This window comes from Paenarthrobacter sp. PAE-2, from assembly GCF_026013155.1.
Classification (GTDB): domain Bacteria; phylum Actinomycetota; class Actinomycetes; order Actinomycetales; family Micrococcaceae; genus Arthrobacter; species Arthrobacter ureafaciens.
Genome location: NZ_JAPDNV010000002.1, coordinates 121,067 through 145,929, shown reverse-complemented (window position 1 = coordinate 145,929; position 24,863 = coordinate 121,067). Strand labels below are relative to the sequence as shown.

Annotated in this window: 20 protein-coding genes; 14 read left to right on the top strand and 6 right to left on the bottom strand. The window is 61.9% G+C overall.

Annotation, left to right across the window (positions count from 1 at the left end; translation table 11 throughout):
• Window positions 1-18 precede the first annotated feature (18 nt).
• The 8 genes from OCL88_RS01680 to OCL88_RS01645 all read left to right on the top strand — a co-directional run bounded on the left by OCL88_RS01680 (window position 19) and on the right by OCL88_RS01645 (window position 11,106).
• The gene (locus OCL88_RS01680; RefSeq protein ID WP_071416173.1) at window positions 19-909 is read left to right on the top strand and encodes an ABC transporter permease; all 891 of its coding nucleotides are present in this window, start codon (window positions 19-21) and stop codon (window positions 907-909) included.
• Window positions 896-1,786 (top strand): ABC transporter ATP-binding protein, encoded by an 891-nt coding sequence (locus tag OCL88_RS01675; protein WP_071416174.1) that lies wholly within the window; start codon window positions 896-898, stop codon window positions 1,784-1,786. The genes OCL88_RS01680 and OCL88_RS01675 overlap by 14 nt, the downstream gene beginning before the upstream one ends.
• Entirely contained in the window at window positions 1,783-3,666 is a 1,884-nt protein-coding gene (locus OCL88_RS01670) for a glycosyltransferase (protein ID WP_264961378.1), read from the top strand. Before OCL88_RS01675 ends, OCL88_RS01670 begins: the two co-directional genes overlap by 4 nt.
• 33 nt (window positions 3,667-3,699) lie before the next feature.
• Window positions 3,700-4,980, top strand: a complete 1,281-nt coding sequence (wecC, locus tag OCL88_RS01665; protein ID WP_264961377.1) for a UDP-N-acetyl-D-mannosamine dehydrogenase — start codon at window positions 3,700-3,702, stop codon at window positions 4,978-4,980.
• Window positions 4,981-5,084: 104 nt separating this feature from the next.
• Window positions 5,085-5,843 carry a hypothetical protein gene (locus tag OCL88_RS01660; RefSeq protein ID WP_264961376.1) on the top strand — a complete coding sequence of 253 codons (759 nt, stop codon included), beginning with the start codon at window positions 5,085-5,087 and terminating at the stop codon, window positions 5,841-5,843.
• 113 nt (window positions 5,844-5,956) lie between these two features.
• Window positions 5,957-6,907, top strand: coding sequence for a hypothetical protein (locus OCL88_RS01655; protein ID WP_264961375.1), 951 nt, complete (start codon window positions 5,957-5,959; stop codon window positions 6,905-6,907).
• Between the two features lie 5 nt (window positions 6,908-6,912).
• Window positions 6,913-8,565, top strand: a complete 1,653-nt coding sequence (locus OCL88_RS01650; protein ID WP_264961374.1) for a glycosyltransferase — start codon at window positions 6,913-6,915, stop codon at window positions 8,563-8,565.
• A gap of 9 nt (window positions 8,566-8,574) precedes the next feature.
• Window positions 8,575-11,106 (top strand): glycosyltransferase, encoded by a 2,532-nt coding sequence (locus tag OCL88_RS01645; protein WP_264961373.1) that lies wholly within the window; start codon window positions 8,575-8,577, stop codon window positions 11,104-11,106.
• A 48-nt stretch (window positions 11,107-11,154) separates the two neighbouring features.
• Here OCL88_RS01645 and OCL88_RS01640 read toward each other — a convergent pair whose 3' ends face one another.
• The 5 genes from OCL88_RS01640 to OCL88_RS01620 form a co-directional block, all read right to left on the bottom strand.
• The gene (locus tag OCL88_RS01640) at window positions 11,155-12,807 is read right to left on the bottom strand and encodes a hypothetical protein (protein ID WP_264961372.1); all 1,653 of its coding nucleotides are present in this window, start codon (window positions 12,805-12,807) and stop codon (window positions 11,155-11,157) included.
• A 181-nt stretch (window positions 12,808-12,988) separates the two neighbouring features.
• On the bottom strand, window positions 12,989-14,131 hold the full coding sequence (gene wecB / locus OCL88_RS01635) for a non-hydrolyzing UDP-N-acetylglucosamine 2-epimerase (protein WP_413775442.1): 1,143 nt from the start codon (window positions 14,129-14,131) through the stop codon (window positions 12,989-12,991).
• A gap of 119 nt (window positions 14,132-14,250) precedes the next feature.
• Window positions 14,251-14,523 carry a hypothetical protein gene (locus OCL88_RS01630; protein WP_264961370.1) on the bottom strand — a complete coding sequence of 91 codons (273 nt, stop codon included), beginning with the start codon at window positions 14,521-14,523 and terminating at the stop codon, window positions 14,251-14,253.
• 62 nt (window positions 14,524-14,585) lie between these two features.
• Entirely contained in the window at window positions 14,586-15,158 is a 573-nt protein-coding gene (locus OCL88_RS01625) for a YdcF family protein (RefSeq protein WP_264961369.1), read from the bottom strand.
• A gap of 48 nt (window positions 15,159-15,206) precedes the next feature.
• Window positions 15,207-15,671 (bottom strand): Lrp/AsnC family transcriptional regulator, encoded by a 465-nt coding sequence (locus tag OCL88_RS01620; RefSeq protein WP_021472251.1) that lies wholly within the window; start codon window positions 15,669-15,671, stop codon window positions 15,207-15,209.
• A gap of 170 nt (window positions 15,672-15,841) precedes the next feature.
• Between OCL88_RS01620 and pdhA the strand changes: the two genes are divergently transcribed.
• The 3 genes from pdhA to OCL88_RS01605 are packed head-to-tail and all read left to right on the top strand — an operon-like array spanning window position 15,842 to window position 19,586.
• Window positions 15,842-17,035, top strand: a complete 1,194-nt coding sequence (pdhA, locus tag OCL88_RS01615) for a pyruvate dehydrogenase (acetyl-transferring) E1 component subunit alpha (protein WP_062097701.1) — start codon at window positions 15,842-15,844, stop codon at window positions 17,033-17,035.
• On the top strand, window positions 17,032-18,120 hold the full coding sequence (locus OCL88_RS01610; protein WP_201433574.1) for an alpha-ketoacid dehydrogenase subunit beta: 1,089 nt from the start codon (window positions 17,032-17,034) through the stop codon (window positions 18,118-18,120). Before pdhA ends, OCL88_RS01610 begins: the two co-directional genes overlap by 4 nt.
• Before the next feature lie 2 nt (window positions 18,121-18,122).
• A complete protein-coding gene (locus OCL88_RS01605) occupies window positions 18,123-19,586 on the top strand; it encodes a dihydrolipoamide acetyltransferase family protein (RefSeq protein WP_264961368.1) in 1,464 nt (487 codons plus the stop codon).
• 54 nt (window positions 19,587-19,640) lie between these two features.
• Here OCL88_RS01605 and OCL88_RS01600 read toward each other — a convergent pair whose 3' ends face one another.
• On the bottom strand, window positions 19,641-20,357 hold the full coding sequence (locus OCL88_RS01600) for a DUF6270 domain-containing protein (protein WP_264961367.1): 717 nt from the start codon (window positions 20,355-20,357) through the stop codon (window positions 19,641-19,643).
• Window positions 20,358-20,489: 132 nt separating this feature from the next.
• On the opposite strand from OCL88_RS01600, the gene OCL88_RS01595 reads away from it, so the two are divergent.
• The 3 genes from OCL88_RS01595 (at window position 20,490) to OCL88_RS01585 (ending at window position 24,826) form a co-directional block, all read left to right on the top strand.
• Window positions 20,490-21,470, top strand: coding sequence for a hypothetical protein (locus tag OCL88_RS01595; protein ID WP_264961366.1), 981 nt, complete (start codon window positions 20,490-20,492; stop codon window positions 21,468-21,470).
• A gap of 145 nt (window positions 21,471-21,615) precedes the next feature.
• Window positions 21,616-23,844 (top strand): S8 family serine peptidase, encoded by a 2,229-nt coding sequence (locus OCL88_RS01590; protein ID WP_264961365.1) that lies wholly within the window; start codon window positions 21,616-21,618, stop codon window positions 23,842-23,844.
• A gap of 82 nt (window positions 23,845-23,926) precedes the next feature.
• The gene (locus tag OCL88_RS01585) at window positions 23,927-24,826 is read left to right on the top strand and encodes an MBL fold metallo-hydrolase (protein WP_264961364.1); all 900 of its coding nucleotides are present in this window, start codon (window positions 23,927-23,929) and stop codon (window positions 24,824-24,826) included.
• Window positions 24,827-24,863: the final 37 nt, after the last annotated feature.

Genomic DNA, 24,863 nt, shown 5'->3' with positions numbered 1-24,863 from the left:
CGTAGGGAGGGACAGCTGATGTCGGCAAAGAAAGCAGCATTGTTGCCAGAGCCAGCGGCGGTACAGCCACTGGCTGTGGACATGCGACGCCTGACGCGCGTTGGTGCGCGTCCAGGCTTTCTGGACTACTTGGTTCAGCTGTGGGACTTCCGCGAATTCATCTTCTACGACGCCCGCGCCCGGGTACAGAGCGGCACCCGCCGCGACCGACTGGGCAGCGCCTGGCTGCTGCTGAATCCCGTCTTCAACGGCCTCACTTACTACGTAATCTTCGGACTCCTGCTCCAAACCAGCGGCGGAATCGAAAACTACGTCGGCTACCTGGTGATCGGCATCTTCATCTTCCAGGGAACCTCCGGCGCAATCACCAGCGGGGCGCGGTCCATCCACAGCAACAAGTCCGTTGTGCAAGCCTTCAACTTCCCACGGGCCACGCTGCCGATCGGCATGAACATCCGCGAGATGATGTCCAACGTCCCGCTGATCCTGGCCATGCTGCTGATCATCACTCTGATCCCTCCCGTGGAGAAGATCACGTGGCTGTGGTTGCTGATCATCCCGGCGCTGTTGCTGCAATCGCTCTTCAACCTGGGAGTCGGGCTGATTCTTGCCCGCATCATCTCCCGCGTCCACGACGCCACCCACCTGCTGCCGTTCTTCATGCGCGCCTGGATGTACGGTTCCGCGATCTTCTATTCGTACGAGAAGTTCGTGACGCACCCGGACCTTCTGGCTGTCCTGAAGATGAATCCGCTCTTCAACGTCATCGACATCCTGCGCAACTGCATCCTCTACGCCCAACCGCCCACGTGGCAGTCATGGGCCACGCTCGCGGTATGGGCGCTGGGTGCGTTGGTAGTTGGCATGGTCTTCTTCTGGCAGGGGGAGGAATCCTATGGCCGCAACTGAGCAGGTTCTGGATGTTGAAGGCCACCCGTGCGTGGTTGTTGACGGCGCAGCCATGGAGTACCGGGTAGTCACCACGGACTCCGATGCCGTTGCACAGGAACGCCGGGATACGAGCTTCCTCCGCCGCTTGAGGCACCGCCCCAATACGGTGACCGTCCGTGCGCTTTACGAATTGTCCCTCGTGGTGGAACGCGGCGAGTCCGTGGGCATCATCGGCCGCAACGGCTCCGGCAAGAGCACGCTGATGAAACTCATCAGCGGTCAGATGCGTCCGACGTCGGGGGCTATTTTCGCCTCCAGTACGCCCATCATGCTGGGCGTCAACGCCGCCCTGATGCCGGATCTTTCCGGCCACCAGAACGTGGTGCTCGGCTGCCTCGCCATGGGGATGAGCCGCCGCGAAGTGGATGAGAAGTTCGACAGCATTGTTGAACTGTGCGGCCTTGAAGACTCCATCTACCTGCCCATGAAGTCCTATTCCTCCGGCATGGCTTCCCGGCTCCGCTTTGCCATTGCCGCCAGCATCGACCCCGAGATCCTCTTGGTGGACGAGGCCCTGAACACCGGCGACGCCCAGTTCGGTGACCGCAGCAAGAAGCGCATGGACCAACTCCGCGAACAGGCCGGTTGCGTGTTCCTGGTCAGCCACTCCCTGGACACCATCACCAAGATGTGCAGCCGCGTGCTGTGGCTGGACAAGGGCCACCTGATCATGGACGGCGAGCCGGCCGAGACGGTCAAGGCATACCAGGACTTCACCGGGCACCTGGCCAAGGGAAACAACATCTCCGCCGCACGTATCCGCGACGAAGCCAGGGCCAACCTCCAGATGACGGAAATCCTGGGCCGCAGCAAGATGCGCAGGACCAAAGCATGAGGCCGCTCCTGGCGGACGCTCGGAAAGCACTGTGGCACCTCCGGCAGGGGGGTGTCCCGCAGCTGCGCGACTGGTACCGGCGCCATCGGGTGTCATCTGGTCCCGTCCCCAGCGCGCAAGGCCAGCAGCTGCGCAACGGGCTGTCCTTTCCAGCTTATGAGTACCCCGCCACGGCTCCCCGGCGTGAAGACCTGACCGTCGGTGTCATCCTGGACGACTTCTCCGCCAAGGCGTTTGCCTACGAATGGAACGTAGTTTTCCTCGAGAAGGACTCCTGGCTGCAGCAGTTGCAGGACCAGGCGATCGACTTCGTCTTCATCGAATCTGCCTGGAAAGGCAACAACGGCTCCTGGCAGTACCAGCTCACCGGACCCAACGGACCCAAGCCCGAATTCCTCAACCTGCTCCGGTGGTGCAAGGAGAACGGCGTCCCCACGGTCTTCTGGAACAAAGAAGACCCTCCCCACTTTGAGGACTTCCTTCCGGCCGCCCGCGAGTTCGACTTCGTCTTCACCTCGGACGAGAACAAACTCCCGGCATACTTCGAAGCACTGGGCCACGATCGCGTTGCCGTGCTGCCCTTCGCCGCGCAACCCGCCATTCACAACCCCGTCCGCCCGGCCCACGGACGCCACGCCAGGGATGTGGCCTTCGCCGGCATGTACTTTGCCCACAAGTACCCGGAACGCCGCGAGCAGATGCAGTTGCTCCTGGACGGTGCCATTGCCGGCTCGGCCAAGTTCAAGAACGGCCTGGAGATCTTCTCCCGCCAGCTGGGCGGAGATCCGGATTACCAGTTCCCTGATCCTTACGACGCCCACGTGGTGGGGTCTCTCAGCTACGACCAGATGCTGACCGCCTACAAGGCTTACAAGGTGTTCCTCAACGTGAACTCCGTTGTTGACTCACCCAGCATGTGCGCGCGAAGGATCTTTGAAATCACGGCAGCGGGAACCCCCGTTGTGACGACCCCCAGCCCCGCGCTGCCGCGGTTCTTCCCGGAGAACGAAGTCCAGAGCGTGGCCAACACCCAGCAGGCCTCCGACGTGATCAGGGCACTCCTCCGCAGCCCCGAGCTCAACGACCGCTCCGTGCACCTGGCCCAGCGCAGGATCTGGGCTGAGCATACCTACGCCCACCGCGCAGAGCAGGTCCTGGCGGCCGCTTTGCCGGCCAAAGCGCGGCCGGTCCAGCCCGAATCCGTCAGCGCGCTGGTCTCCACCATCCGCCCCCAGCAGCTGGACCACGTCTTCGCCACGATCGCATCCCAGCGTGGAGTGGACGTTGAACTGGTGCTCCTGACGCACGGGTTCACGCCCGATGCCACGGAAATCACAGGCCTGCAGGAAAAGCACGGCGTCAGCAAGCTGACACTGCTCGAAGCACCACAGTCACTCAGCCTCGGCGCCTGCCTGAACCTTTGCGTTGCCTCCGCAAAAGGTTCCGTCCTGACCAAAATGGACGACGACGATTACTACGGCCCCGACTATTTGCGTGACCAGCTGAACGCATTGCGGTACTCGGGGGCCGACGTCGTAGGCAAATTGGCGCACTTCATGTACATCGCAAGCCGCAACGCGGCTGTCTACCGCTTTGGACACATGGAGCACCGCTTCAGCCACATGGTCATGGGACCCACCATCATGGCCAAACGCGCCGTCTTCGAAAAGCACCCTTTCGAAGAGAAGAACCGGGGCGAAGATACCGCCTTCCTCACCGCGGTGACGGAAGCAGGCGGAAAGATCTACTCCGCCGATCGATACAACTACTACCAACTTCGGGGCGGGGCAGGGCACACCTGGAACGCCTCCGACGACGAACTTCTCGCCACCGGGGAAGTCAAGTTCTGGGGGAACCCCGCAGAACACGTCACTCTCTAGCCGGACTCACGAATCTAAAAGGGAACAAATCCGTTGAACACCATTAATCGAGTAGCCGTCATCGGCCTGGGCTACATTGGCCTGCCCACCGCCGCCATCCTTGCCACCAATGGCATCGAAGTTGTGGGTGTCGATGTTAACCAAAACACGGTTGATGCCGTTAACGCCGGGCAGGTCCCCTTCGTCGAGCCGGACCTGGCCGTGCACGTCTCAGGTGCCGTAAGCCAAGGCCACCTGAGCGCCAGCACCTCCACGCCGAAGGCCGACGCCTACATCGTGGCTGTGCCCACCCCGTTCAAGGCAGATCGGTCCGCCGACCTGAGCTACATCGAAGCCGCAGCCCGGGGCATCGCTCCGCAGCTGGAGGGTGGCGAACTCCTGATCCTGGAATCCACCTCCCCTCCCGGCGCCACCGAGCACATGGCCCGCTTTATCCTGGACCTGCGCCCCGACCTCAGCCTTGACGGCTCCGGCTCCAAGCCCGCAGTCCTCGTGGCTCACTGCCCCGAGCGCGTGCTGCCCGGACGCGTGATGATCGAGTTGGTCACGAACGACCGCATCGTCGGGGGCATGACCGCAGAGGCCGCGGATAAGGCCAAGCACCTCTACGCCGTCTTCTGCCAGGGCGAAATCCTCACCACGGACGCCGTCACGGCTGAAATGGCCAAGCTGGTGGAAAACTCCTACCGCGACGTCAACATCGCGTTCGCCAACGAGCTGTCCGTTATCAGCGATAAGCTCGGAATCGACGTCTGGGAGCTCATCCGCCTGGCCAACCACCACCCCCGCGTCAACATCCTCCAGCCCGGCCCCGGCGTCGGCGGTCACTGCATCGCCGTCGATCCCTGGTTCATTGTTGCCGCCGCCCCGGAAGAATCCCGCCTGATCCGGACCGCCCGCGAAGTCAACGACTCCAAGCCCGAGTGGGTCTTCCAGAAGGTAGTTGCCGCCCTGGAGAACCTGCCCGCCACGGCCGAGGTATCCGTCCTGGGCCTCGCCTTCAAGGCCAACATCGACGATCTCCGCGAATCACCCGCCATCGAGATCGCCGCCCACCTCTCCGAGGCACTCGCGGACCGCCGCATCAACGTAGCGGAACCGCACGTTGAGGAACTGCCGAAGCAGCTCGCCGGACGCAGCAACGTAGAGCTCGTATCCATCGAGGAATCCATCCAGCGTTCAGACGTGGTGGTGGTCTTGGTGGACCACGACGACGTCAAGGAAGTTGCGCCTGAACTTCTGGCCGGCAAGGTGGTTATTGATACGCGAGGTGCGTTGAAGCTCGAAGCATCCTCTCCGGTGGGCGCTGTCTAACAATGCCTCGCGCAAGAAGTATCAATCCCAAGGTCCACGCCATAACCTCCTATTCATCCTTAGGGAGGTTTCTGGCGCAAACCAAGGTCGGCCCAGGTTTCCATGTGATCGAGCATGGAAACCTGCCCATCGATCTGCTGGTGCAGGACCGTGGTCACAAAACCACGGTTGTCTTCTTGCACGGAGCCGTTCGCGCAGACCAGGGCCTGCCGGTTATTACAGGCCTCGGAATTTCCCGCGATGTCCCGGTCAACCGCATCTTCATCTCCGATCCCAGCCTTATCCTGGACCCGGACATGAACCTTGGTTGGTACGCGGGCAATTCGGAGCAACGGCTGCAGCCGATCCTGCAGGACATTGTTGCCAAGGTGGTTGCATCCTTCGGCAGCGAGAGGCTCGTCTTCTTTGGCCCCGCCGGGGGAGGGTTCGCTGCGCTCTACCTTTCCGCGCACTTTCCGGGGTCGCTGGCTGTTGCCCTCAGCCCGCACACGAACATTGCACGGCATCAGCAAGCAGACGTCGTGGCGCAGTATGCCGAAGCCTGCTTCGGTGTCACCGGTGAAGACCCCGTGAACCGGCTGCCGCACAGTATTACCACCGACTTGAGCGACCTTTACAGCAGGCCCCTGCCGAACACCGTCGCCTATGTCCGGAACGCCATGGATGCTTTTCACACCGAGCATCACCGTGACCCCTTCGTCGCGAATCTTCACCCGGAGAATCAGGTCTTCGAGTTCGCTGGAAACCATTGGGGTGCAGGTCATGCCGCTCCTCCCCGGGAGCTCGTAGACAGCATCCTGCAGGTGGCAGCGGGGGACGAGTGGGCCAAGGGACTCGAGGGGCTCGGCTTCGCCCGTAACTGACGGGGTACGTTTTTACAGCTTTGCCAGCAGGCATCCCAGACCGCCTGCTGCACAACTACATCAGACGTCCCCTGAACGGCTGATGTGCATCTAACATCCTGGAGCATTGCAAAATGTCTAGAATTCTTGACTCATCCTTCGTGAGATTCCTCAGAAGTCCCCGGGGACTTCTTGGCTTGGGAATCTTCTTCCTACTCGTCATCGGCGGAGTACTGCACCTCGCAGGGCTTGGCAGCCTCGGGATCTTCCTGGTGGTGCTGGGCGTCGCGTTGGCCATTCCGGTGCTGTTTGAAGGTACCCACACCATCCGCCGCTCGCTGACTGTCCTGCGGCAGGGCGTCCGGAAGTCCGAAGAGCAGGCCCGGGCCGCGGCCTCCGCGGCCCGGAACCAGCCTGCCCCGGACAACCGTGCACGCCTGGATCACGCGGAACTGAACAAGCTGGTCTCCGTCGTGAGCCAGCCGAAGCAGGCAGCGGCCGCCCCGGATGTGCAGCTGGAGCAAATCCGCGATTGGGTGGGGATGTCACGGAGTTCAAACGGGCGCAACCTCTCCGTAGCTGCCGCAAACGGCATCTTTGAAGCGATCAAGAGCCACCTGCCCTCAACGGCGGTACACATTGGCTCCGCAGTCTCTACTGCATGGGTAGCCAACTGCCTGAGCCGCCTGCAGGCGAAGCCGTCCTTCGCTGCCGGGCTGGTGGATTCCACCGAGGAACTGGCGGCATTCAAGAGCATGGAAGGACTGGCCCTTTCCGCAGACAAGGCCACGTGCCAGCAGCTCCCCGTCGCTCCCACGCCTGCCGCATCCCTGGCCGGGATCACAGCGCATACCGTGGACATGGTGGTGATCGACTTTGGCGGCATCGCCAACAAAGCGTCAGTGCAGGACAACATTCCCGAGCGCTACTTCACGTGGCTTCGCCCCAACACTCCTGTGGTGATCGTGGACTCTTCCGCCATTGACGTCCGGCCCGCGGTGGAGGAGTTCCTCGCAGCACACCCGCGGTTCTACGTAAAGAAGATTTCCGCGTCCCTGAGTCACGCCGAATTGATTGGAATGTGAAAACGATGATCAGCAATGACGTACAAGCTGGCCTGACCAATCTGGTAACGGACTCCTTTGGGCTGGACATTTCCTATTCTCTGCCCGAAGCCAAACGCGGGCTTCCGTCGGTCGGCATTATCCTGGACGATTTTTCTACCCAGTGCTTTGCGCCGGAAGCCCGTCTGTGGCCTATCTCCGTGCGTGACCACCGGGAAGCTTTGGAACGCCTGCGTCCCGAGATCATGCTCATCGAGTCGGCATGGAACGGCAATGACGGCGACTGGTCGTTCCAGATCACCAGCCCCAATGGCCCCAAGGAGGGCTTCTTTTCCCTGATCCAGGCTTGCCGGGAACTGGGAATCCCCACTGTCTTCTGGAATAAGGAAGATCCGCCCCACTTCCAGGAATTCCTCCCGGCAGCCCGCGAATTCGACGTTATTTTGACGTCGGAGGAATCGCTGATCAATGACTACGTTGAGGCCGCAGGACACCAAAACGTTGCAGCGCTTCCCTTTGCGGCCCAGCCACGTATCCACCGGCCTCTCCGGGATGCCCAGGCAAGCGTGGGAAACGTCGCCTTCGCCGGACAATACTTTGCGCACAAATTCCCGGAACGGCGCGAGCAGATGAACCTGCTGTTTCCACCGTCTGCCGACCTCGGCTTGTCCATCTACTCACGGGCGCTGGGCGGGGATCCCAACTATGCATTCCCTGAGCCGTACTCGAACTTCGTGGTTGGTTCCCTGCCGTACGCGGCCATGGTGCGTGCGTACGGCCATCACAAGGTCTTCCTGAACGTGAACTCTGTTCCGCAGTCCAAGAGTATGTGTGCCCGGCGCATCTTCGAACTGAGCAGCAGCAAGACAGCAGTGGTCAGCGTCGAGTCCGAGGCGATCTCCGGTTCCTACGCAGCGGATGAAGTTTTCACAGTGCAGACCCAGCAGGAGGCCGCCGAGGTTCTTGGCCGCCTCGTGAAAGACCATGTCTTCCGCGAGCGGGCCACCCACAAGGCCTGGCGCCGCACGCTGCAGCAGCACACGTATGCCCAGCGCATGAAGCAGGTTTACTCCATGGCCAGCCTGGAATGGTATGAGCCGCGGCACGATCTCACTGCCGCCTTGGTCGTCTCCTCTTTGTCCTCGCTGGAACGGTTGCTGAGCCAGGTCGACGCGCAAACCGCAGACTTCGAACAGCTCGTGGTGATTTCCCGCGTTGGCCCTGACGATGCGGAAATTCGCGAACTTCTTCAGCGCAAGGGGATCAACCACGCGCCGGTCATCCTCCGCACGCCGCAGGACATTGCCAATTACCAGGTAGACACCCGGTACATCGTTGCTTTCTCGGAGGCGTACGACTACGCGCCGGACTACGCCAACGACCTGCGGCTCTACACCTTGCACGACTCTGACGCCCGTGTCACCGGCAAGGCAGTGACCGGGGAAGCCCGGAAACCCGAGTCGGCCTACGTCGGCAACACTTGGCAAGAGGACGTTGAAGGTTTCCACGTGCTGTCCGGGGCATGGATCGCCCCAGCGGATGCGGCTTGGCAGCCGGTGCTCTCCAACGAGATGCTGGCGCCCGGTTCGGTCTTCGAAGGTCCGGAACCAATGTCCATCACGGATCGGTTCAACGTCCGCACGGCTTCTACCAGTTCAGACCTCTCCTGGACGATATAGGGATTGACCATGAAGATTGCACTGTTTGACGGCATCGTGGAAACCCACGTTGCAAGTTCCCTGGAGCGAGCCTTGGTGGCCGCCGGCCATCAGGTCCTGAACACCGGCAAGGTGGGTCACGGCTACAAGTTCGCAACCGGCCGCAGCCAGCTCCACACCTTGAGCAACGCGTTGGATACTGTGGTGGATTTCCAGCCCGACGTCATTTTCGTTTTCCGTCCGGCGAGCCTGCCTTCTCCATTGCTGGAGCGGGCCAAGCGGACAGGCGCCCGCATGGTCGCCTGGCTCTCGGACGACCCCGTCCTGTGGGACCTGTCCTACGGGCCCGTGGTGGATAGCTACGACATCGTGCTCCACTGCGGCACTGCCAGGGTGCTGGACTTCTATGAATCAATGTTCGGCCGGCCTACCGGCATCAACTTCCCCTTCTGGACCGACCAGACGGCATTCCCGTACGTCTACGGCTCCCAGCCTCGGGAGTCCGACGCCATGTTCCTCGGCAACGTCCATGACGAAGTCCGCAGGACCCGGTACTTTGATCTGGGTTCGCTGTCCTCCAGCATCCGTATCCACGGGAACGTCGGACGGGACTACTTCAACATCGCCGGTGGATTTCTGGACAGCGACGCTGAGGTGGTTGACGCCGGCGCCCGGGCAGGGCTCGCAGTCAATATCCCGCAATACTTCCGGGACCACCAAGGACTGGAAACCTGGTTTGACGGCCTGGACAAGCTGGGATTCTTCCAATATCCAAGCCGCGTCATCCAGTACGCCGCCATGGGTCTCCCCATCATCTCCGTAGTACCCGACTCCGATGACCTCGCATCCTTCCCGGAAATTGTGTGCGTCGACTCCATCGCCCAACTCGATTCAGCGATCCAAAGCGTGCTGGCCTCACCCTCGCTGCAGGACCTGAGCAAAGCAACGCACGAGCGGTTCCTGCGGAACTACTCTGCTGCGGCCCGCGTGATGGCGTTGGAATCCGTGTTGTCGGACGACTCCTGGAAGACGCTGGACTCACGGGAACGAAGCCTCTGGTTCACGCAATTCGATGCAGTGGAGGCCGGCCGCGAAGAAGCCCGGGAGGGTGCCGTCGTGGAATCCGATAAGCGCCGCGAGGTGATCGAAGTTTCACAGACCGTGGAGCCACGTTGCATTGGCGTCCTCGGCGTAGGGTTCGGCAGGGTGACGTCCACGTCATCCGTGACCGTCCGGACACTGCAGGCGTTGGGGCACAGGGTCAACGTGCTGGACCTGAGCCAATACAAGAGCGTCCTGGTTCCCGATCCGAACAACGAATACAAGTTCGTCATCAACGCCGTGAAATTCCTGGAGGCTGTTAAGGAACGGCCCGAGCTGCTGGTCGTCTCCAACTTGGATTGCGGCATCACCCAAGCCGGCCGCGAGCAGTTGCTGGAAGCCGGTGTCCGTTTGGCGGTGATCGGCGTTGAGTCGGCAAAGGGCGGAAAGAAACTCGAACGCCTCGCCGGACGGGTGGACTACCTTGGCGTCCTGAACCCGCAGGTAGCTGACGGCCTGAAGAGCGACCATTTTGATTCCGTTGAACACCTGCCCCATTTGGTGGACCGCGGCTTCCTCAATGCGATTGAGAAAGTCCCCGTACGTGGCCAGCAAGCCGTGGTGGCGGGCAAGCGGAGACTGCACTTTTCCAAGCAGGCCGCGGCATTCCGTGACCTCGCTGACTGGCCCTCAACAGAACTCTTCATTGAGGAATCACCGGAAGAGTACAAGGACTTGGACATGCTGGCCGCCGCGTTGAAGTCAACTGTTGTGGTTGCGCCTTTCGATGCCAGCGTTCCCGGACCCCTTCCTTCGGAGGTCCTGCCGTTTGCCCTGGCTGCCGGTTCACTGGTGGTTGTTCCGCGGGGCGTGGGGCCCATGAACATCTGTGAACCGGGGACCGCCTCCGTATCCGTCCGTGAGAAGGGCGAGCTGGCCTTGAAGCTTTCCAGGCTGGCGTCATCTCCCGCGAGCACCGCACGGATCCTGGCTGCAGCGGAGGAAGTGGTTACAGGACCCCTCAACGCGGAGCGCAGGCTCGCAGCGATGATGGAACAAATCTTTGCCGAGCCATCGGGCGGAAAGGCTATCGCGGGCACCATGGTAGACGGCCAGCAGGATGCCGGCCTCGTTCCGGAATGGCACCTCGGGTACGAACAGAAGTCGCTTTCCCTGGCGCATGAACGCATCAAGGGCAAGGGCACGGACCTGGTCGTCACGGTTGACCACCGGGTCACCGAGGATACAGCGGGCCTCTATCAGTTGGTGGTCAGCGTGGAGGGGGCTCCGGCGTACGTAGAGAACCTTCGGATGTCGCCCACCAGCCGCCACCTCCGGATCCGTATTCCGAAGACCATCAAACACCCGACTGTGTCATTTGGTATCCGGCCAGCGGACAAGTCGGTCAAGCCAGGGCCCGGATTCTTCCCTTCAGCAACCGTTAGCAACGTGGAGTGGGTTGGCGCCACCGAAGCAGTTCACTCGGTGTCAGCCGTTTCCACGTCACCCTGGGGTGCGTAACAGGAAGTACCCGGGCCTCAGGCCTACCAGGAACAACTACGGCGCCTTCTACCCCCGATCGGAGTAGAAGGCGTCGTTCTTGACTCCGGAGCCATTGACGACGTCAATCATGTAGTACTTCCCAATGCCAAGCGAGGTGCTGCCCAGCTTTGCCGTGACCGATTCCAGCCTGGGGTTCATGCCCCGCTGGTTGCCGTAGTCCGGGTTGTAGCTCGTGGCAGTGACGGTCTTGGTGTACGTACGGCCCCAGGTGTCGGTCCACTTGACGGTGACCGATCCGCCGCTCAGGTTCTGGCCCGTGACCAGCACGTCCCCGTTTCCGTAGAAGATGGAATCGGTGATGACCGGGGTCATGTTGCCTGCCTTGAACCGGTCAGCCAAGGGAGACCACGTGCCGGTGCAGGTGTAGTAACCGTCCCACATGAAGGAGATGATCTTTTGGGGGTAGTTGCCAAGTTGCTGGAGCTGCCGGTCAACGCGGGACTTTGTGGTCTGCCCCCGGGTGTTGTTGGCGCAGGGGTTTTGGCTGGTGGCCGGCGCCATTCCCTCGAGGTTAGCCCACAGCTCTGCTCCCGTGCCGTCCACACCTTCAGCTGCGGCGAGGAAGTATTCACGGACGGGTGCGAGGTACTTGCTGCCCCACGAGCCGCTGCCCACGATGGAAGCGTTGAAGGAGTCCACCGGGTAGCTGGCCTCATTACCGAAGAAGGCGCCGCTCTTGCCTGTTCCCATGCCGTCCTGGATGGCGATGGCCATCTTTGTGTTTCCAGAGGTCTTGCCGATCCGCTCTGCCCCGTTGCGGACCCTGTCCACGGTCAGGTTCGAGGTGCGTCGGCCGTCCAAGTATGGGCTGACCACCGTCCCTCGGCCTGGATGCAGCTTGGCAACGGCCTGATTCTGGATCTTGTAGAGGTTCAGGATGGGATCGAAGGTGGTGCCATCGGTGACCGGCATCTCGTATGAGAGGTAGAAGCCGCCCAGTCCGGAAACGTCAATGACAGCCTTCTGATACTGCAGGAAGCGGTCTGTGAAGCGGGTAAAGGCAGGCAGGTAGGAAACGTCAGGAAGGTACGCGTAGTCGGTCCTGGCCACGGGAAGCGGCATGCCGGCGTAGTACTTCATGCCGAGGTTAGTGGCTGTCTTGGCCAACGAGACGTTGACTCCGGCGGTGCCTGCCGCCGTTGAGCCGCTGACCACCACCACGTCGTAGGCCCCGTTGGAGGAGTTGCAACTGGTTCCTTGGTTCGGGAGGACAAAGATAGTGAATGGCTGGCCGTTCACGGTAATGGCTTTGTCGCGTGGGCAAACCAAGGACGGCGTGCCCCAGAGTGCCGAATCGGCATACGTGAAGTAACGGTTGACCTTGACCCCGGACGCCGCAGCTTGGGCGCAGTTGGTCCCGTTGATCTTGCAGTCAGCCGGTATGTCCGCCAGCGTGGCAGGCTTGAGACGGCTACCGAAAGTGATGACGGTGTCTCCGCCCAGAGCCTTGATGTCGCTCAGCTTCTGGTTGTTGGTTGCATCGCTGGTGCTGCCGTAGATAAAGAAGCCACTGATGGGGTAGACGGGTGCGGGCTCGGCGTTCGCTACGGCGCCATGAAGGGTCCCCGTTAAAAGGACAAAGGCCGCCACAACGACGGCGGTAAGGTGGCGTGCATGCTGGATTCGGGGGATAGGAGGCTTAAACCTGATCTTGCGCACAGCGGATCCTCGGGCTCGTAGGGTGAGACCTTGGACCTATGTCAAAAGAATGGCTGTGAGCGGTATCGAAATGCAACAGCTTGACGGAAAGATTCACGTCCGTTGCCGCGCCTGAAATGGGCAGTTAAAAAGTTGACGGCCCCTCTTCAGGGACCGTCAACTTCACATAAGCAGTGTCAGGCTAGACGGAAACGGCAACGCCGAATTCTTCGATCCGCTCGCCGATTCCAAGAAGTTCAGCGATGGCAGCCACTGTACGCGCGGAGGCCAGGCCGTCACCGTATGGGTTGACAGCGTTGGCCATAGTCGAGAAGTGCTCGGCGTCATTCATCAGGCGGAGGACCTCGGTAACGATGCGCTCTTCATCCGTTCCGATGAGCGTCACGGTTCCAGCTTCCACGGCCTCGGGACGCTCGGTGTTCTCACGCATCACCAAGACCGGCTTGCCCAGGCTGGGGGCTTCTTCCTGGACTCCACCGGAGTCGGTCAGGACGATGTGCGCCAAGGACAACATGCGGGTGAACTCGCCGTAAGCCAGCGGCTCAGTGACCACTACATTGGGCTTGCCGTCGAGGGCGGGAAGGACAGCTTCGCGTACAACAGGGTTCTTGTGCGCGGGAAGAACAATGACCAGGTCCGGCTCGGCGTCTGCGATCCGGGCCAAAGCGCGGCCCACGCCACGCATGGCATCGCCCTGGTTTTCCCTGCGGTGCGTGGTGACAAGGAGGATCTTCCGGCCACTGGCTGCGAGCTCTTCCAGTTGCGGGTCCGTGAACGGGATCTGCTTGTCAACGGTGGTGAAGAGTGCGTCGATGACGGAGTTGCCCGTCACCACGATGTCTTCTGCCTTCACGCCTTCGGCAAGAAGGTTGGCGCGGCTGGTGGTGGTGGGAGCCAGGTGCAGCGTGGTGATCTGGCTGGTGATCTTGCGGTTGGCCTCTTCAGGGAACGGTGAGAGGAGGTTTCCGCTTCGCAGGCCGGCCTCTACGTGGACGACCGGAATGCCGTGGTAGAAAGCGGCGATCGCGCCGGCTGTGGAGGTAGTGGTGTCGCCTTGGACGATGACCGCATCCGGCTTTTTCTCGGCGAAGAGGCGGTCAAGGCCGGTGATGGTCCGGGTCATGATGTCCGAAAGGGACTGCCCTGGCTGCAGGATGTCCAGATCGTGGTCCGGGGTGATGCCGAACAGCTGATTCACCTGGTCCAGCATTTCCCGGTGCTGACCGGTGACCGTCACGATGCAGTCGAATTCATCGGATTCGTGCAGGGCGTGGACGATGGGAGCCATCTTGATGGCCTCCGGTCGGGTACCGAAAATTGGCATGATGCTGGGCAAGTTTCCCCCAAAGAGAGCGATTTGAATCAGACAAAGACTTCCCAATCCTACCCGAGAAGGAGGCTGACGTTAACTGACACGCGGTCGGGAAAGGGGCTGCTCGGGGGTTAGCCCGCCAGGATCAGTGCGGCCAGCAAAACGGGAACTGCCAGAACAACCAGCGTCACGATCACCAGCGCAACCCGCCGCTTGAATTGCTGTTGGTCCGGCGTGGGAGTTTCTGCAGCTGTCGAATTTTGGACTGCAGCACGGGCCGGGCGCGACCGCTCCGGACGCAGCGGCTTAGCGGTACGCGGGGCAGCGGACGGGTCCTGGAAATTGAACCGCCGACGCTTGAAATGACGGCCGGCCGGAAGTGGCCGAGGGGGCGTTTGGCTCACCTTTTGCACCTTCCGTTAGAGCGCCGTCGTGGACGGTTTTTTCGATAGTCCTTCCCACTACCTTAGTGAGAACGGCACTCGGGCTGCATCCAGACGTCCATCAGCCCGCCTGTTTCCACCACAAACCGGTCCAGCCAAGCCCCGGCTGTCATGTCCGGTTCGGAGCCCACCATCTGTACATCCGCGGCCACACATTGGTGCATCAGAGTGCCGGCGCGCATCACGTGGTAATCGGAGGTGACCACCGTGATGGACTTCCACCCGTACTTCGCCGCAAGACCGCCGACGGCGTCTGCCTCACCGCGGGTGTTCAGCGGCTCCGGGCGGAAGCACAGAAGGCCCGGGTCTCCTTGGCTCTCGCGGCACAAAGCGTCGCCTTCGAGGTTGCCGGACAGCCCGGTGATGGACACCACCAGCACGGGTATGTCCAAGGCCTCCTGAAGATCCTGGGCAACAGGCAAACGCTCACGGCTCAGGCCACCCAGCACCACAATTGCATCAGTGCGATGCGGGGACGCCTGGGGAGGATTGGCGAAGAATTGGATCGCCAAAAGCAGCCAAAGAACAAAAGCCGCAGCAGCCGCCACAAGAGCCCGCGTTAGGACACGGTGCAGCGCGGCTGTTTCTGTGGGCACGGGGACAGTTTATGGTTTCGCGGGCAGGGCGCTCGCCATGATCGGAACCTACCTCGTATCGACGTCCTCAAAAACAAGGAAAGTCTGCGTATCCAGCACGCCATCCATGGACTGGAGTTGGTCGAAGATCACACGGCGCAGGTGAATGTTGTCCGTCGCCCGGACCAGGAGAATCACGTCAAAGTCACCACCCACCAGAGCGATGTGGTACACCTCCGGAATAGCGCGCAACTGCTCCTTGAGCTCGCGCCAGGAATGCTGCTGCACCTTCAACGTGACGTAGGCGGAGGATCTCAAGCCGGCCTTGATCGGATCCACCAAGGCCGTGAACTTGGTGATCACCCCTTCGCCGGTGAGCCGGGCAAGGCGGGAATATGCGTGGGCCCGGCTGATGTGGACGTTTTCGGCTACTTGGGTGATGGACATGCGCCCGTCCGTGGTCAGCTCCCGGATGATGTCCCGGTCCACGCTGTCCAAGGGGACGGCGGTCTGCTCCGCCTCGGCCTCGCTCATGGCACTCCAATTCGTCTACAGCAGCGGCTCGTAACCCAGCTCACATTTACAATTCGTCTTTCAGAATAGCCCTTCTTGACAAGCTCTTCCATGATTCTGTCCAAAGCTGGATACGAAACAGCCTGGAGGACCATACTGGAAGCACATAGTGCCCAGAGAAGGACGGACCAATGACGATCCATGCAGACCGCCCTGTGCCGGAAACGGCGGTGGAAGACCAGGCTGCTGACGTGCGGAGGAAATTCGGCATCAGCGTCGAGGATTACATGCTTCCCGCCCGTCACCAGATCCAGATGGTGAACCCCGACGGAACCCTCCGCTCCAAAGAGGAGCAGGGCACCGAACCCGGCCACGAGTACCCCACCCCGGACGATGCCGAACTGCTGGCAGCTTACGAGCGCCTCGTCGTCGGGCGTCGAGTCAACGACCAGAACTCCGCTCTGGTCCGGCAGGGCCGCATGGCCGTCTACCCCTCAAGCCACGGCCAGGAAGCCTGCCAAGTGGCCGCTGCCATGTGCCTCAGCGAAGGTGACTGGCTGTTCCCCACCTACCGTGACGCCGTCGCCGTCATGACCCGGGGCGTTGACCCCGTGGAAGTCATGACCATCTTCCGCGGCGACTGGCACGGCGGCTACGACCCCAAGGAACACAACGTCGGCATCCAATGCACGCCGCTCACCACGCAGCTGCTGCACGCCGTGGGTGTTGCGCACGCTGCGAAGCTGCGCGGCGAGAACACGGTAGTGATGGCCATGTGCGGTGACGGTGCTACCAGCGAAGGTGACTTCCACGAAGCCCTCAACTTCGCGGCAGTCTTCCACCTGCCCGTGATCTTCTTCGTGCAGAACAACAAGTACGCCATCTCCGTGCCGTTGAGTCACCAGTCCGTGGCGCCGTCGCTTGCGCACAAAGCAGTCGGTTACGGCATGGCCGGTGAGCGCGTGGACGGCAACGACCTCGTGGCCCTGCTGGCCGTCATGGACCGCGCCGTGAAGCTGGCCCGCGAAGGTTCGGGACCGCTGCTCATCGAAGCGCACACCTACCGCATGCAGGCACACACGAACGCCGACGATGCCACCCGCTACCGGCCGGAAAGTGAAGTTGCCGAGTGGCAGGCCAAGGACCCGCTGACGCGCATGAAGGCCTACCTGACGGACAAGGGCCTGTTGGACGACGACGCCAACAGCCGAATTGCCGATCACGCGGAAGCCGTGGCAACCCAGCTCCGGGAAGGACTGGGCGAGGACGTCCCCGTCCAGCCGATGGACCTCTTCAAGTACGTCTTCTCCAAGCCAACGCCGCAGCTCAAGGAACAGTCCGAGCTGCTCGCTGACGAACTCGCCCGCGAGGAGGGTGCAAAATGACCGTGACCACCTCTGCCACCGCCAACGTCAGCGCCGCCACCGCCAACGCGGCAGCATCCGCCGCTGCTACTGCCGAAGCCGCCGGCCCGCAGTCCATCACCATGGCAAAGGCGCTCAACACCGCCATGGCCGACGCCATGCGTGCCGACTCCTCCGTCCTCGTCTTCGGTGAGGACGTCGGAAGGCTCGGCGGCGTCTTCCGCATCACGGACGGCCTCATGGCCGAATTCGGCGAAGAACGCTGCTTCGATACTCCGCTGGCCGAGTCCGGCATCGTCGGCATGGCAGTGGGCATGGCCATCAACGGCATGCGGCCCGTCATCGAGATGCAGTTCGACGCCTTCGCCTACCCGGCCTTCGAACAGATCGTCAGCCACGTGGCCAAGATGCACAACCGCACCAAGGGCAAGCTCAAGATGCCCATGGTCATCCGGGTGCCCTACGCCGGCGGCATCGGGGGAGTGGAGCACCACTGCGATTCCTCCGAGTCCTACTACGCCCACACGGCCGGGCTGAAGGTCTACACCCCCGCCACCGTGGCCGACGGTTACCGGATGCTGCGCGAAGCCATCGACTCCGATGATCCCGTGATGTTCATGGAGCCCAAGAAGCTCTACTGGTCCAAGGACCTGGTGGACCTGGATGCGCTCAGGGCAGAGCACGACGCCGGAACCTCCACCGAGGGCCGCGCCGCCGTCGCGCGTCCAGGCACTGACGCGACGCTGATCGCCTACGGCCCGTCGGTCCCCACCGCGCTCGCCGCCGCTGCGGCCGCCGCCGAAGAAGGCCGGTCCCTGGAAGTCATCGACGTCCGCACCATCGTTCCTTTCGACGACGAGACCGTCTGCGCGTCAGTACGCAAGACGGGACGCGCCGTCGTGATCGCCGAAGCGCACGGCTTCGCATCCGTGTCCTCCGAGATCGTGGCCCGCGTGCAGGAACGGGCGTTCCACTATCTGGCCGCGCCCATCCGCCGCGTCACCGGCTTTGACGTTCCGTTCCCGTCTCCCAAGTTGGAGCATTACTACCTGCCCAGCGTCGACCGCATCCTCGACGCCGTAGACGACCTTCAGTGGGAGGACTGACCATGAGCTCAGAACTGCAAGTGTTCCGCCTGCCGGACCTCGGCGAAGGCCTTACCGAGGCGGAGCTCGTGAACTGGCTGGTTGCCGTTGGTGACCAGATCAAGGTGGACCAGCCGATCGCCGAAGTCGAAACCGCCAAATCCATGGTTGAGGTGCCGTCGCCCTACGCGGGCACGGTTGCCGAGCTGCACGGCCGGGCAGGCGAGACGCTCGACGTCGGCAAGCCGCTGATCTCGATCGCTCCCGTTGGTGCCGCTCCGGCCGAGCCCAAAGCGCCCGCCGCAACGGACGACGCCGTCTCCACCGGTGTTGTCACCGACGCTGAGGCTTCGGCGGCTGCCGAGACGTACCGGACCGAGGAGAAGGCCGGCTCAGGCAATGTCCTCATCGGATACGGGACGCCCGGTGGCGCTACCGCAGGCCGCACCCGACCGCGGAAGGGGAGCGTCGCCGTCGTTGATGCTGCTCCTGCTCCTGCTGCCGCTGCGGAGGTTCCTGTTGCTCCCATGGAACCGGCCGTTGCCGGTACGCGCATTCCGGGAAAGCTCAGCGCCGTGATCTCGCCGTTGGTCCGGAAAATGGCACGTGATCACGGGGTATCGCTGGATGCCATCAACGGTTCAGGTGCCAGCGGGCTGATCATGCGCCGTGATGTTGAGGCAGCGATTTCTGCTCCTGAGGCACCGGCCACACCTTCGGCTCCTGCCCAGGCTGCTGCTCCGGCTGCAGCTTTAGGTGACCTTGATGGCCGTACAGGGCTTGCCGTTTCCGCCCGCACGCCGGTGCGCGGCGTGCGGAAGGCCGTCGCCGCCAACATGACCAAGAGCCGCACTGAGATCCCCGAGGCCACAGTGTGGGTGGACGTGGATGCCACCGCTCTGCTGGATATGCGGGCCGAGCTGAAGAAGCGCTCGCCGCACGATACCCCCGGCCTGCTGGCTTTCATTGCCCGTTTTGTCACGGCTGGGTTAAAAAAGTACCCGGCCCTTAACACGCGGTTTGAAACCGGGACTGACGGCTCCCAGGAGATCGTCGGGTTCGACGGCATCAACCTCGGCTTCGCGGCACAGACCGATCGGGGATTGGTTGTCCCGTCCGTCCGCAACGCGCATCAGCTCAGCGCCCGCGAACTGGACGCGGAGATCAGGCGACTCACCGCCGTCGCACGCGAAGGGAAGGCGACGCCCACCGAACTCGGCTCGGGCACCTTCACCTTGAATAACTACGGCGTGTTCGGTGTGGACGGATCGGCGGCCATCATCAACTACCCCGAGGTGGCGATGCTCGGCGTGGGCCGGATCATCGACAAGCCCTGGGTGGTAAACGGTGAGCTTGCTGTCCGGAAGGTCACTGAGCTGACTCTCGCGTTCGACCACCGGGTCTGCGATGGAGAGACGGCCGCCGGCTTCCTCCGGTACGTAGCGGACTGCATCGAGAACCCGGGCGCCGCGCTCGCGGATATGTAACCCGCCGATACGCAAAAGAAATGGGGCCGCAGGTGCGGCCCCATTTCCCGTTAACTACTCGACTGCGGCCGTGATGGCATCCCGCATGCGGTGATAAACGGCGTCGACGTAGTGGTAGGGAGCCAAGCCCCACTGGTGCCCTGCTGCCGCCTTCACCGTGTCCTGGCCCACCGAGAGGACGTTGCATCCCCGGCTGCGCAGGTGATCGAAGTAGGGGGCGTACAGCTTGTTCCATGTGGAGGAGAAGTAGCCGCGGTATTGGAGCTTTTCTTGGCCGTTGTCTGCTGTCTCCGACCATTCCGGTGACAACACGATCAATGGACGGCCCGTGGCTTTGATCCGTTCGAGGACCACATCAGCGGCTTTGGTCCACAGCTGGTAATGCTCATCTGAGGCGAAAGGGATGAGGCGCGGCTTGGTCTGCTGCTGCTGGAGGAGTTTGCTTTCCTCAAGCTCCCACGTCTGGGTGACGTAGGTACCGTTTCCGAGGTCGTAAACCCCCAGGCGCTCGTCCACCAGGTCCAGCACGAAGACGTCCGTCTTCGGCGCGGCGGCTTCAATGGCAGAAAACAGCGTGGAACGAATGTCGTTTCGGACACACTGATTTTGGAACTTGGACTTCAGGGCGCTCTCGCCTCGCAGGACTGCCCGCGGTGACGCTGCGCTGATCATGCCTTGCCGTGCGACGTAGTCGGAGATGGTCCAATCGTCGCCGAGATACGGCTTTGTGTCCCGGGAAACGCAGCTCCCGTAGATGAACATTCCTGGCATGGAAACCCCTGTGCTGTCCGAAAAGAAATCACCCAAGCCTAGCAAGGAGCCTGACTGATTTCAGATCTGTGGTGCCTCGGACAGCCGGTCCGCAGTTCGCTCCCGTGCGCGGGCTTCCGGTATGTTGTCCTGATGGCAAGAGTGGACAACATCGAAGAAACCCGTGCATACGCGTTCGATATGGGCTTCGGTTTTTGCGAACTTTGCGGGGATGCATTCTTCCTGGACGGGACCTCCGGGGCCGAGGATCACCCTTGCCCCACCCGACCGCGCGTTGTTGACCCCTCAAAGCACATGGTCACCAAATACCGCGGCGTTGACGCTTTCTTGAAGACCTCCAAGATTCCGCCCGGGTACCAGGTGATCATCGAGAACGGCCTACCCATTGACGTCATCAGCCAAAACCGTGGCTCCGACACAACGGTCGTCTTTTTCCAAGGCGCCGTGGATCCGTCGTGGACCCTTCCGGCCTTTGGGGGCATGGGTGTTTCCACCGACGTGCCGGTCAACAGGATCTTCATCTCGGACCCGAGCCTGGTGCTGACGGATCGGTTGAACCTTGGATGGTTCGTTGGCAACTCGCGGATGAATACCCAGCAGAAGCTGCTCAGCATCATCAAGCACATCGTGGGTACTTGGGGCGAGCAAAAGCTGGTTTTCTTTGGTGCATCGGGTGGCGGCTTTGCTTCCCTCTTCTTCTCCGCACAGTTCCCTGGGTCCTTGGCTATTGTTTCCAACCCGCAAACCAACGTCGCCAAATATGAGCAACCGGCCGTTAAGCGCTTCGCCGAGGTGTGCTACGGGATTGAAGGCCCCGACCCCATGAGCCAGCTTCCCGCCGACGTAACAACTGACCTTCTGGGGTTGTACCAGGAGCCGCGGGGCAACGTTGTTGCCTACATGCAGAACATCACCGATCTGCCGCACGTCAAGAATCACATGGAGCCGTTGCTCGCAGCCGCGCACCCGGACAATGAGATTTACCTTTTGCTAGGTGAATGGGGCGAAGGGCACGTTGCGCCGCCAAAACCGATTCACGTCCAAGCGCTGACGGTCGCTGCGAGCGGGGACTGGACATCCGGGTTGGCTGAGATGGGATTCACCCGGGCCTGAGCCTGAAGGGCAAACCGTCATAAATCTCCATCGACTGGAGATGGCGGATTTTCTGCTTACAATTCGGTGGGGGTCAGCTGGTGGTCTCCAGTCTGCCCGCGATCCGCCGCCATGGTTGGTCGCGCTGTCCCAAGGATGCCGAATCATGGTTACGAGCCCCGCCAAGCAATCACTGAGATTTATGGGGATGGCCACGGCCACGCTCCTTTTGGCAGGCGGGTTGGCAGGCGGGTTTGCTGTTCAGCCGGCGATGGCCGATGACGGAGACATTCTTCCGGCCGCACCGCAGGCGCTGCAGCCTGCCGCCGAGGTGAAGACCGACCAATTCATTGTTGGTATCAAAGACAACACCGTTCAAGCGGTCAAAGCCGCAGCGGAAGAAGCAGCGGGCAATGCGGCATCAAAACTAGGTGTCGCCGCAAAGGGCCTCCGGGACACGGCCACCGGCGGGCACGTCGTCAAGCTCGATGAGCCGCTTTCGGCAGTCGAAGCCGAGAAGTTCGTGCAATCCCTGCGGCTTGATCCGGACGTCGCCTATGCCGAGCCGGACACGGTCATGCAGATCGCTGCTGCACCGAATGACACGTATTTCAACGAACAGTGGAACCTGTGGGAGAGCCCGGGCGGGATCCGCGCTACAGGTGCCTGGGACTACACCCGCGGCGAGGGCGTTGTAGTCGCCGTAGTGGATACCGGCATCACGCAGCACCCCGATCTGGATGCCAACGTACTCCCGGGGTACGACATGATCGCCAACGCAGCCGACGCGCGCGACGGGAACGGCCGGGATCCCGATCCCACTGACATGGGTGACTGGGCTCCGGCAGATGAATGCGCGGTAGACAGCCCGGCCGAAAAATCTTCCTGGCACGGCACTCACGTGGCGGGAACCATTGCAGCGGCGGGAAATAACAACCGAGGCGTCACTGGCGTGGTTCCCGGAGCGAAGATCCTTCCCGTCAGGGCGATATCCTTCTGCGGCGGCTACACATCCGATATTGCCGATTCCATCGTCTGGGCTGCCGGTGGCGTGGTGGCGGGCGTGCCGGTCAACCCCAACCCGGCGAAAGTCATCAACCTGAGCATCGGTGGCGTCAGCACCTGTTCTGCCACCTACCAAAACGCAATCAATTTCGCTCACAATGCAGGGGCTGCCGTGGTGGTGGCGGTTGGTAACTCGAACAAGCCTGCAGCCAACTTCAGCCCTGCAAACTGCGAAAATGTCATTGCAGTTGGAGCCAGCGACAGGGCTGGTGCCCGGGCGTACTACTCCAACTACGGGAGTAACGTAGACCTCACAGCGCCCGGTGGCGACATGAGAACGGACCCCTTGAGCGGGATTCTGTCCACCTACAACACGGGCACCACCGGGAAGGCGGAGCCCGCCTACGCGTTCGTGCAAGGAACCTCCATGGCTGCCCCTCACGTGTCCGGTGTGGCCGCTCTCCTGATCTCCGCGCAAGGAGGCTCCCTGGCTCCAGCTACTTTGGAGCAACAACTCAAAGAGAGTGCCCGGCCCCTTCCCGGCGGTTGCACCGGAGGATGTGGAGCCGGGCTGGTGGATGCCGCGGCAGCCCTGATTGCCTACGATGGCAACCCTCCGGTGGCTCCTTCGCCGGCCAAGATCACCGACTTCAACGGCGACGGTAAGCCTGACGTGCTGGCCCGCGACACTGCCGGTGCGTTGTGGCTGTACCCGGGCAATGGTTCCGGTGGTTGGCTGGCTGCCAGGCAGATCGGTTCGGGTTGGAACGTCATGACAGCCATCGAGGCTCCGGGCGACTTCAACGGTGACGGCAAAGCTGATGTCATCGCCCGTGATTCCAAGGGTGCATTGTGGCTGTACCCGGGGAACGGTTCAGGTGGTTGGCTGGCTGCCAGGCAGATCGGTTCGGGTTGGAACGTCATGTCCGCCATTGAAGCTCCCGGTGATTTCAACGGAGATGGTAAAGCTGATGTCATCGCCCGCGACGGTAACGGCGTCCTCTGGCTGTACCCGGGCAATGGTAGCGGTGGCTGGCTCGCTGCCAAGCAGATCGGCTGGGGGTGGAATGTCATGACTGCCATCGACGGCCCGGGCGACTTCAACGGTGACGGCAATGCCGACGTCCTGGCGCGCAATTCTTCCGGAGGGCTTCTGCTGTACCCGGGAAACGGGGCCGGTGGCTGGCTCCCAGCCAAGCAGATCGGTTGGGGTTGGGATGTCATGACGGCCATTGAAGGGCCGGGGGACTTCAACGGCGATGGCCAGATGGACGTGCTTGCACGGAATGCTTCCGGCAACTTGTTCCTTTACGAGGGTTACGGTTCGAACGGATTCTTCCGCTCATACCAGGTCGGTTCGGGCTGGAACATCATGAACGCCATCCTGTAGATCGCAAGGTCCGGGGGTGTCTGTTCCGCGATCTCCCAGCTTCGCGCGGGTAGAGTAGAGGCCTGAACATCGCCGGATTTGCATGGATACGGAGAACTCATTGTCAGCTTGGCTAGAACTCGGACCGGACCACTACGTCTTGGAAACCGAGGGGTCCTTACTCAATACCGGACTAGTGGTGGGCTCCGAGCTCGCCATGGTGATCGACACGGGTTGCGGGCCACGCCAAGGGCGCGAGATCCTCGCAGCAGTTCGTGAAAAGACCCAGCTTCCGCTGGTTGTGGTGAACACCCACGCACACTATGACCACTTCTTCGGTAACGCAGTTTTCGCGGACGACGGCGTCACAGAGTTCTGGGCGCACGCCAACTGTGCGGCAACCATCGAAAAGGACGGCGACCTTCAGCGGCGTTTCGTCGCCACCAACGAGCCTGAGATGGCTGCGGGGGAGGGCGACGCCGTCGAGATCGTTGTCCCCAACGCGATTGTCCGCGACCAGCCCGTACTGGTGGATCTGGGTGGAATCACCGCCACCCTGTTCTACCTCGGCCGGGCACACACCGATGGCGACCTCCTGGTGGGCACCAACTCGACCCTGTTCGTCGGTGACTTGGTGGAGCAGGGGGCGCACCCGTCCTTCGAGGATTCCTACCCCGAGGAATGGGCGGATGTGCTGCGGCACATTTCAGCGCTCCGCCACCGTTACGAGCACTTGGTCCCGGGTCACGGAAAGCCCGCGAGCGACGAGTTCGTCAAGACCATGGCCAACACCATGAGCACCGCTGTCCGGCAGGCGACGCAATCCATCCGGGATATGCCCGCCGACGCCACCAAGGCAATCCCCGTGCTGCCCTATGGGCCGGAACAATCACGCTGGTTCATCAAGCGGCTTCAGGAAACCCAAGCGGAGGGGCGCGCAGCCGGTGGCTCACTAGCGGCTGCAGATTTCGGGCCGGAGAAAACGGGCTTCTACCCGTCGTAAGCAAAGGTTACTTACAAAAACTTCGCCTTAAACCCCC